We start from the raw sequence: 10058 nt of genomic DNA on the forward strand, positions 1-10058 counted from the left end.
GTCGAGCTCTGCGGCGCGGAGTTCGGCCGCGAAATCGCGGGCATCGCTGTCGTCGATCATTTGGGAGGCAGCGCGAGGAGGCCGGCAACGTCATTCCAGGCGTCGCCGGCATTGGAGATGTCGAACCAGACCGCGTCAAGACCGAACGATTCGGCTCCTTTGACGTTGAGTGGTTGGTCATCCACGAACAACACACGCTCCGCTGGGACTCCAATCATGTCGACGGCCCGCTGAAAGGCACGCGGGTCCGGTTTCAAGATGTCGGTGTCGGAGCAGTCGACGAGGTGGTCGACGAGCTGCAGGAAGTCGACGTCGGCTTCCCACGTGCGGCCGTGGAACGCGCGCATGTCGTTGGTGAGGATCGACACCCCGTATCCGGCGGCAAGAGCCCTCGTCGCGACATCGGTCGCCTCCGGACGGATCATGCCGGCGATCGGCGGGTCGAACAGCATGATCATGTAGTCGCGTAGCGAGAGTTCGCGACCAGCAGCCGTGCCAACATCGGCGGCGCGGCGCTCCCAGTATTCGCGTTCGGTGAGTTCGCCCCCGGCGATCATCGATCGCCAGAGGGGATCGGTGGACGGGTCAACGGGACCCATCCAGTCGAAGGTGCCTGGCGGTAGACCGAGTGTCGATTCGGCACGGTCGTGCATCTCGACTGGGTTGAGCAGGCAAACGCCACCGAAGTCGAGCAGCAGGACATCGTGGCGACGTTCACGCTGGGTTCCGGTCATCGTCCGAGACTAGAACCGCATGCCATGAAGGATGCAGAAGTATCCCGCATGACGGGATGGCTAAAGCGGTCTCGCGGGTCGTCCACTGAACCCGAGTCGGCGTGAGGTCGACAGTGCAAGAGTTCTGACGGCTTCGGCGATCTGGTCCTGGCGGTCATCGATCCGGTCGGCGGGGCCGGCGACACTGAGCGCAGCAACCGTGTCGCCTGAAGCGTTCCGAATCGGCGCGGCGATCGACACGACGCCGACTTCGGATTCGTGCCGATTCTCCGCATATCCGCGCTCACGGACGTCCTTGAGGTGGATCGTGAGTGCTCGGTGAGTGGTGATCGTGTATTCGGTCTTGCGGCTGAGAACCCAGCCGTCGAGCAGTCGCTTGAGAGCGGCTTCAGGTAGGAATGCGAGCAGCGCCTTTCCTGAACCTGTGCAGTGTGCATCATTGCGCCGGCCCAGTTCCGTGAACATTCGGAGGGTGTTCGGGCTGTCGAGGCGTTCGACGTACACGACTTGCCGACCGTCCAACACGCCCACTTGGACAGTCTCGCCGGTCGCGTTGCGAAGGTCGGTCATCGGGAGCAGCACCGCCTCGTGGAGGTTGCGCTGAGATGGTACGGCTGCTGCGAGATCGAACAATGCGAGACCGAGGCGGTAGCGCCCGGACTCCACGTCCTGCTCGAGCAGCCCCTCGTCGGTGAGGGTGCTCAGGACCCGATGCACCGTCGAGGTCGATGCGCCGAGGTGTGAGGCCAGATCGGTGACCCCCCAGTTGGGGTGGTTCGAGGTGAACGACTTCAGGACGCGGACTGCGGTAGCGACAGACGAGAGTCGGTTCCCGGACACGCTCCGCAACGTACTCGCTCTCCTCTTCTGTCCCTCTATACGGAAAGCTCCTGGCGTGATGCTGTCGGGCTCTCAGCTCGCGGAGTCGACGGTGGTTTCGTAGCGGTCGAGGGCGTTGTCCCACGTTGGGCGGCCGTGGGTGGGCTGAGTCTCCGTCCACGTGTGGAAGTGCGAGCCTGCCATCCGGTTCCGGTACTTGTTCATCACGGCGATGTGGGCGTCGCTCGTGACGAACGCCGTGATTGCTTCTTGGTCTGTCCACGCCGACAACGTCCAGAACGTCCGGCTCAAGGGTGCAGCTCGCAACGAAATACCGATCGCTCCGGGAGCTCTGAGAGTTGCTCGTCTGATTCGCATCGCGGCGACGAGAAACCCGAGAACGTCGCGTCCTCGTGTGAGTTCGAGCCGTGACACCTGGACCAGGGTGGCTGAGCCGGCGGAGTTCGCCGATGTCCATGGAATCGTCATCATGATGTGTTCCTGTCGGTGGTTTCGGGGAGGCCGGCGAGGTCGATCTGAAAGACGTCGAGCAGACCCGATGTGTCGACGCTGGTTGCTGCCGGGGGCAATGCTCCTTGGATCTGGAGCGACGCGATTCCGTGAACGCCGGCCCACAGCACCCCGGTGAGTAGTTCGTGCGGGCTCTCAGATCGCCACCCGGTCGTCTGTGCCGAAGCGGTGAGGGTCGCCAACTCGTCGTAGGCCGCGGTGGAGGCTCGGAGATAGTCGGGATCGGTCCGGTCGAGCAGTTCGGGACGGAACATCAGCTGGTACGCACCGGGATTCGCGAGCGCGTACTCGACATATCCGCGCCCGGCTCGGAACAGCCGAGGGAGCGGATCATCGTCGAGCGGCGCGGAGCGCGAACGGATCGTTTCGGTCATCGTGTCGAACGACGCAGCGGCGACTGCTGACAACAGCGCCGACAGACCTGCGAAGTGACGCAACGGCGCACCGTGCGACACTCCAGCATCACGCGCTACTTGTCGCAGAGTCAGCCCGTCGAGTCCGCGGGCATCGAGATGGGCCACCGTTGCAGCGATCAGCGTCTCCCGCGTTCCAATCATGTAGACAGTGTATACACATCCGTAGACAGTGTCTACTCGACATTGAACGGCCACGGTGGCTCGGAGAGTGAGTGGTTTCGGCCCACCCACCTGGCCGCGCGACACCCCACTGGTACAGTCGAAGTGATGGTTCGTACGCTCGATCTCGCCACGTGCGCCGGCCGTTGAGTTGCGTTCGACGACGATCAGGTGCAGCACGTCGCCGAAGCGCTCGAGGACCTGATGGAGACGTTCGATACGGCAGGCGCCGAGGTCTGTCGATCATGCAGGCGCTCGTGCCGGGCGAGGCTGTGGTGGACGGGCTTTTCTGAACCCTGGCTCTCGAGCCACACGGATGGCGGCGGCGAAGGCCGGGAACGGAGCCCGCAACCTGTCCGTGGTGCGGTCTCGCCCGCTCGAACGAGCAGCGCGCCGCGCACCGGATCGGCGCGGACATGCTCTCGCCAGCGGAGCAGGCCCGTGCTGGCTGAGGACGCCGCGTGTGTGGCGCGGTGTACGTCGCGACCGATTACCGATCGATGTCCGCCCCGAGTTCCTGCAAGCGGACCATGACCGACGTCGATCCTCACGTGCCCGGTCCTGCGATGTCGCAGGCGCAGCGGGTCCGCACGAGAATCGAGATCGCCGCGGTCGGACTCCTGTCGGTCGAAGGAGCGCGGATCGCCGCCGAGGCACGACTCGATCTGTTCGGAGTCGTGGTCATCGGATTGATCACGGCGCTCGGGGGAGGTCTGATCCGAGACGTACTGCTCGGGGACGTGCCACCGCCCGGGCTGCGATCGTGGCCGCTGTTGGCGGTCAGTGTCGCCGGCGCGGTCGTCGTCATCGTCGGCTATCCGTACGTCGACCATCTACCGACGTGGTGTTATGTGACGCTCGACGCGGCCGGCGTCGGTCTCTTCTGTGTCGCGGGGGCTGCGAAGACGCTCGACCTCGGGCTGCACTTCTCGCTCGCACTGGTCATGGGCGTGCTGACCGGGGTCGGCGGGGGAGTGGTCCGCGACATGATGATCGACGTCGTGCCGCTCGTGCTCCGCGCCGAGCTCTACGCGGTCTCACTCCTGGTCGGTGCCGGCGTGTTCGTGGCGCTCACCGCATGGGGCCGTTCACGAGGGCTCGCGATGGTCGCCGGCGGATCGGTGTTCTGTGTGCTGCGGCTCCTGAGTGTCTGGCAGGACTGGAACCTTCCGACGGTCCGCGGGATCTGACTGCTTCGCCACGTTCTCGGGACCGCTCAGGGAATCGCCTCGCTGCGCATCGTCACCGATCGCCTCCGCGTCGCCGATCGGTCAATCGCCGTCGACCGACGCCGTCTCGAGGATCGAGGTGCGATCCGCGACCGAGACGATCGTCGCGCCGGTGGGGGTTGCGCTCCGTGTGATTCGGGCCGCCGACAGCGCCCCGTTCCTCCCGCCGGAAACGACGACGAGGTCGTCCTCGCGCCCCTCGCGCTCGAGCCAGCGCTCCGGTGATTCGACGACTCTCGTGGCCTTGTGGAGCAGGTCGTCCATCGAGGGGTGGAGGTCGGTGTCGCTCACGACGACGAGCGTGCGTCCGTTCGAACGGAGGCGTTGTGCCACGGTCACCGAGAGCAGACATGCCGAATCGGGTTGTCGACAATGAGCCGAGGACAGCGTCAGCACCACCCGCTCCCAGCGCTCGACACCCGCTCGGACGAGAACGACCGGGACATTCGACGCGACGACGAACGATCGGTCGCCGGCGCGTTGCAGCGTCGGGAGCGACGTGGTCGATGTCGCGGGGGCGACGATGATCGACGCAGCGAACGAGCTGGCGGCGTGCAGTACCCCGGCACCTGCATTCAGGTCGTATCGGACCTCGAGGTCGGCATCGAGTGAGAGACGGGTGATCGACCGTTCGACCGTGGCGCGGGTGTCGTCGGAGGCCGACGCACCGTCGTCGGTCAGGATGTGGACAGGTCGGACCACTCCGACATCGGTCTGCGCGATCGATGCGGCGACGTCGAGAACTGCGTCGGTGTGGTCGGCGCCGGCAATCTTCGCCACGACGAATCGACCGATACGCGATGCATCGACCGGGGGCACCGGAAGCCGGACTCCGTACCGGGTCGAGAAGACCGAGGCGAGCACGAGACTGACCACGACGACGATCATCACGGCGTTGACGGTCGACGTCGTGAACAGACCGACGCGCAGACCGACGAACGTCGCCGCGAGCGTCGCGGCCGCTTGGGCCACGGACAGACCGAACGTCACCCCGACCTCTGCGCCGGTGTAGCCGAAGAGAGGACGGCACAGGAGAGCGGCGATCAGCTTTCCGCCGATACACGCGACGAGGAACACGGCCGCCAGTCCGAGGGTCGCCGGGTCGACCAGCACCTTCGGGTCGATGACCGTTCCGATCGAGACCAGGAACGTCGGGATCAGCAGCGCCGATCCGAAGAACTCGATGCGTTCCATGAACTCGCCCTCGTTGGGCACCAGCCGATTCAGGGCGAGACCACAGAAGAATGCGCCGACGATTCCTTCGATGCCGACGACCTCGGCGACGACGGCAGCGGACAGCAGCGCGCCGAAGACGAACCCGTACTTCAGGATCCGTGACCGGCCGAAACTCCGAAAGAACCACGTCGCGAGACGAGGGAGGACGAGAAACGAGTAGGCCAGGAGAATTGCCAGCCCGAAGACCACCTGCAGGATCAGTTCCACGCCGCCCGCGTCTCCGTCGGCCGAACCGGAGATGAAGGCGAGGATCACGAGCGCCAGGGTGTCGGTCAAGACCGTGGCGCCGACCGTCGCCGCAACGGCCCGGTTGGCCGCCAGTCCCATGCCCCGAACGATCGGGTAGGCGACCAGTGTGTACGACGCGAACAACGACCCGAGGAGCACCGAGCCGGCGACGTCGTATCCGACCAGGAAACCGCCCGCCGTGCCGAGCAGCTGCGGAATCAGAAATGTCAGGGCCATGAAACCGATGGCCTGTTTGCGGAAGCGGGCGAAGACGGCGAGGTCGAGCTCCAGCCCGGCCAAGAACATCAGGTACACGAGCCCGACTTCTCCGAGTTCGTGCACGACACCGGTGGTGTCGCTCACCACACCGAGCACCTGCGGACCGATGAGACAGCCGCCCGCCAACAGACCGATCAGGCCGGGCACTCGAAACTTCTGGACGATGATCGGTGCCGCCACGATGACGATCATCACGACGAGCAGCTCCCAGGCGGTGCCCTTCGGGCTGTCGAGGTGCAAGAATTCCATGGCCATCTCGTCCCTATCCCTGCCCGCTCATCCCAATGACGTCCTGATGACCGGCACCGAGTCGGGGTCCTTTTCGAACGAATCGATCAGGTTCGATTTGCTCAGCGAGTCGAGAGTGCCGTCATTGTCGAGCGCACGGATCGCCGCGTTGACGACCTCGACGTTGTCGCTGTCGAGCGGCATCGCGACCGCGAAGGGCAAGTCGACGACGAATCGTGCAACCGTGGTCAAGTCCTCGCGGCCGTTGGTGACGATCAATGCGGTCGACAGATCGACCAGAGCCGCATCGACCTTCCCGTCGGCCACTGCGGCCACGGTTTCCTCGAGGCTGTTCCGGATGATCGGATCGTTGTCAGGCTGGACCATGTCGTTCAGAACTTCGACCTCGATCGTGCCCTTCTGCACTGCCCATTCGGCTTCCTGGGCCGACTTGAGATCTGCCATCTCCGCCCCGCTGCTCATGATGACACCGACCCCATTTCGATAGTACGGCGTCGAGAATGCAAGAGATTCCGAGCGCGCGTCGGTCACCGAGATCTGTGCCAACGCCATGTCGACTCCTGTGAGATCGCCACCGACGATCTCGTCGAACGGACGATCCACAATTTCCAGGTCGAGGTCGAAGCGCTCCGCCATCTTCTCGGCGATGCCGTACTCGAAGCCTCCGGTGAGGTTGGACGGGTCGCTCCCGTTCCAGAATCCTGGCGCCGGCAAGCTCGTCGCAACGACGAGCCGTCCCTCGTGAACCGGCTGGAACACCTGGCCGGCGATGTCGGCCGTGTCAGCGCACGACGAAACGGTCAAGATCAACGCGATGCTCGTCGCGAGGCGTGCCACGAGCGTCCGAGTTCCGGCTGAACGCGGTTCGCCGCGCGCGGCCACGGGGGTGCATTCCCGAGCGTTCACCGTTGTCCCTCCGCGAGAGCGACACTGGACGCTGTGACGGGCGCCCCGAACTGCGTTCAGCAAAACCGCCAGCATGGACATCTTCCCCTCGTACCCGTTCTCGATCCTGGACCTTTGCTCACGCACCTCGACGTCGCTCGGAGGATTGATGCGTCATCGGTTCAGATGGCCATCAGCCACGGATGGTCGATCCAGGCTTGAACGGAGTGTAGGTCGTGGGACACCTCGGACGAAGAGCTGATCGGCGACGTCGCACGTGTCGCTTCGCACCGCCCGCCGCACCACATCATCCGCTGTCGTTCCGGCCGAAGAACGTCGGTTCAGCGTGTCAGGCCAGATCAGATCCGATGTTCGACTGACGGTCCCCTCGTCGTCGTTGCGCGCGCCGACGAGGCGAACGATGGTGATGGCGATGGCGCGGGTGAGGTTCTCGAGGGTGAGGAGTGGACGCTCGCAGGGTGGATTCCCTACGACGTCAGCAGGGCGCGACCTTCGAGGAGGAACGCGCGAGCAGCGCTCGTCGGATCGGAATCGGTGATCAGGTCGGAGTACCGGAGCACGGCCATTCGGCCCGCCGACCAGTACTCGCTGGTCGGCTTGTCGTCCGGGTACCACGGTGCGACGTAGATGTACGGGAGCGGTTCGGAGCCTGCGGATGCGTCCTGGTTCACGTCGCCCGGAGAGAATCCGTAGCTCGCCCGGGTGGTGCCGGTGGGGTCGCCGATCTCGATGGCGGGATCGAAGTGTTCCGGCCAAAGCGTCGGCTCGGTCGAGTGCGGGGAGTCGTCGTCGAGCGAGAGTTCGTCGAGGATCCCCCAACCGAACCTGAACCACACGGCGAGCGCGGCGGCGTCGTTCGAATCGATGGCCAGGTCGTCATCGAGCCCGCCGGGCTCGGGAATGTCGAGCTCGCGGGCCCACCCGACGTCAGGGTCGACACCGACGAACGCGCCGGCGGCGCTCAACGTTGACAACGGCTGCGTGCCGCGTCCGGAGTCGGAGTCGACGACGATGTCGTCCCCGCGGATGCCGATGGTCGTCATCCCGTTCGGACCGGAGAATGTGGGTGTCGCGAGGCCGCCGGGGGCTGCACGCAAGCCCATCCGGCCCATTGCCTGTCGGCGGGCCGGGCTGACGACGTACGCCGCGACGCGATGCATCGCGAGGCGGGTCGCGGGGAACGTTGATGAGAGTTCGACGAGTGGTGTGGTCATGGGAGAAGGCTTTCGTTCGGGTTGATCCGGATGCGGGCTCGCGACGTCACATCAGCAGCGGGTCGGTGATGACTTCGACGATCGACGGGCCCTCGTGGGCGAGGGCGGTGGTGACGGCGTCGTGGAGTTGGTCGACTGCGGTGACGCGCTCTCCGTGGGCGCCGCAGAGTTCGGCGAAGGCGGCGAAGTCGGGATTGTGCAGGCTGGTCTGCCAGACGTCGAACTCACCGGCGCGCTGTTCCTTGCTGATCTTTCCCAGCTCACTGTTGTTGAGCAGGACGTGGGTGATGTCCATGCCGTACTTCACAGCGGTCGTGATCTCCATCGCGTACTGGCCGAAGCCTCCGTCGCCCGACACCGACACGACCTTGCGTGAGTCGCCGACCGCTGCCCACGCACCCATCGCCGCGGGGAAGGAGAACCCGATCGACCCGAGGTAGCCGGACATCAGGACGTCCTGGTCGGCGACCTCGAAGTAGCGGCCGAACGAGTAGGTGTTGTTGCCGACGTCGACACAGATCACCGCATCGTCGGGGATGTGCTCGGACAGTTCGGCGAAGATCGAGGCAGCGTTCATTCCCGAGCCGTGGTCGTCGACGCGGCGGCTGGCCTTCTCGTCGCGCCAGATCTTCCAGCGATCGGCGATGACGGCGCGCTGGTCGATGCACGTTCGCTGTCCGTCGAGGCCTGCGGTGAGCAATCGGGCGGTCGTCGCGACCGCGCCCTGGAGGCCGATCTCGACGGGATGATGCCGGCCGATCGCCATCGGATCGTGATCGACCTGGATGATCGGTTTGTACGGCGCGATGCCGGTGTGATTCGAGAACGACGCCCCGAACGCGACGACGAGATCGGACTCGTTCATCAACCAACTCGCCACCGGTGTGCCGCTGCGCCCCAGCACCCCGCAACCGAGTGGATGGTGGTCCGAGATCGCACCCTTCGCCTTGAACGTCGTGATCACCGGCGCGCCGATCAGTTCGGCGAGTTCGATGACGGTGGCGACGTCGGCGCGCGCGCCTTGGCCGACCACGATGACCGGATGCTCCGAACCCCGGATCTTCTCGATCGCCTCGTGCAGCTCACGCTCGGGTGGGGAGATGTCCTGCGATCCGGTGCGTCCGTCGGGCCCGGACGCTTCCTGATCGGACCGTTCGACCTGGACCTCATCGGGGAAGATCAGATGGGCGACGTTCCGATCGACGATCGCGGTCTTGCAGGCGAGCGTCATCAGTTCGGCGTGGTCGGCGGCCGACAACACGACCTCACCGAACCGTGACACGTCCTTGAACGCGTTCGCCAGGTCCATGTCCTGGAACGCGCCGCGGCCCTTGGTCTTCGACGGCACCTGCCCGGACAGCGCGAGTACGGGGGCGCGGTCGACCTTCGCGTCGTACAGACCGGTCAGCAGGTTGGTCGAGCCGGGTCCGGCGATGCCGAAACACGCGGCGAGTCGACCGGTGAGCTTGCCGTAGGCGGTCGCGGCGAACGATGCCGCGCCCTCGTGACGGATTCCGAAGTAGCGGAGATCGCCGCGCTGTTCGGCGCGATGCATCGCGTCGGCGAAACCGAGGTTCGAATGGCCGACCATGCCGAACACGGAGTCGACACCCCAGTTGACCATCGTCTCGACCATCACGTCCGACACGGTCCGCTCGTGCTCGACTTCCGGTGGGAGCGCCACGTAGACGCCGTCGTCGCGCAACTCGCTGGCGTACGCTTCGGGTGCGTCGTCGAAACCTTCGGGCGGCGTGCCGTTGCACGGGCTGTAGTCGTAGCCGTGCCACGGACACCGCAACCACCCCTTCTCGATCGAACCCTCCCCGAGCGGACCGCCCTGATGCGGGCAGTGGTTGCTCATCGCTCCGTAGGTTCCGTCGACGTGGGTGACCGCAAGGGTGCGCCGACCGACGCTCACCGTCGTGACACGCCCCTCGGGCAGATCGTCGACGTCGAGCACCTTGTGCCACTCGTGCGGCCCATCGGGTACGGAGACCGCTTCGGTGGATGGCTGCTCGTCGTCACTCATGATGAGACTCGTTTCGCTTCGTTGTGTCG

9 protein-coding genes are annotated in these 10058 nt (G+C 65.4%); 1 reads left to right on the top strand and 8 read right to left on the bottom strand.

Annotation, left to right across the window (positions count from 1 at the left end):
* Nucleotides 1-56: 56 nt before the first annotated feature.
* The 4 genes from WBV89_RS04400 to WBV89_RS04415 form a co-directional block, all read right to left on the bottom strand.
* On the bottom strand, nt 57-734 hold the full coding sequence (locus tag WBV89_RS04400) for an HAD-IA family hydrolase (protein WP_423980124.1): 678 nt from the start codon (nt 732-734) through the stop codon (nt 57-59).
* Nucleotides 735-794: 60 nt separating this feature from the next.
* A complete protein-coding gene (locus tag WBV89_RS04405) occupies nt 795-1574 on the bottom strand; it encodes an IclR family transcriptional regulator (protein WP_423980125.1) in 780 nt (259 codons plus the stop codon).
* 72 nt (nt 1575-1646) lie between these two features.
* Nucleotides 1647-1844: a hypothetical protein gene (locus tag WBV89_RS04410; protein WP_423980126.1), complete on the bottom strand. Its 198-nt coding sequence runs from the start codon at nt 1842-1844 to the stop codon at nt 1647-1649.
* 197 nt (nt 1845-2041) lie between these two features.
* The gene (locus WBV89_RS04415; protein WP_423980127.1) at nt 2042-2641 is read right to left on the bottom strand and encodes a TetR/AcrR family transcriptional regulator; all 600 of its coding nucleotides are present in this window, start codon (nt 2639-2641) and stop codon (nt 2042-2044) included.
* A 548-nt stretch (nt 2642-3189) separates the two neighbouring features.
* On the opposite strand from WBV89_RS04415, the gene WBV89_RS04420 reads away from it, so the two are divergent.
* On the top strand, nt 3190-3849 hold the full coding sequence (locus tag WBV89_RS04420) for a trimeric intracellular cation channel family protein (RefSeq protein ID WP_423980128.1): 660 nt from the start codon (nt 3190-3192) through the stop codon (nt 3847-3849).
* A gap of 81 nt (nt 3850-3930) precedes the next feature.
* On the opposite strand, the gene WBV89_RS04425 is transcribed toward WBV89_RS04420, so the two are convergent.
* From WBV89_RS04425 to WBV89_RS04440, 4 genes are all read right to left on the bottom strand, one after another.
* Nucleotides 3931-5880, bottom strand: a complete 1950-nt coding sequence (locus WBV89_RS04425) for a cation:proton antiporter (RefSeq protein ID WP_423980129.1) — start codon at nt 5878-5880, stop codon at nt 3931-3933.
* A gap of 27 nt (nt 5881-5907) precedes the next feature.
* Nucleotides 5908-6684, bottom strand: coding sequence for an ABC transporter substrate-binding protein (locus WBV89_RS04430; protein ID WP_423980130.1), 777 nt, complete (start codon nt 6682-6684; stop codon nt 5908-5910).
* 569 nt (nt 6685-7253) lie between these two features.
* On the bottom strand, nt 7254-8000 hold the full coding sequence (locus WBV89_RS04435) for a hypothetical protein (protein WP_423980131.1): 747 nt from the start codon (nt 7998-8000) through the stop codon (nt 7254-7256).
* 46 nt (nt 8001-8046) lie between these two features.
* On the bottom strand, nt 8047-10029 hold the full coding sequence (locus tag WBV89_RS04440; protein ID WP_423980132.1) for a thiamine pyrophosphate-dependent enzyme: 1983 nt from the start codon (nt 10027-10029) through the stop codon (nt 8047-8049).
* Nucleotides 10030-10058 lie beyond the last annotated feature (29 nt).

The sequence above is a fragment of the Ilumatobacter sp. genome (assembly GCF_049588435.1).
In the GTDB taxonomy this organism is placed as follows: Bacteria; Actinomycetota; Acidimicrobiia; order Acidimicrobiales; family Ilumatobacteraceae; genus Ilumatobacter_A.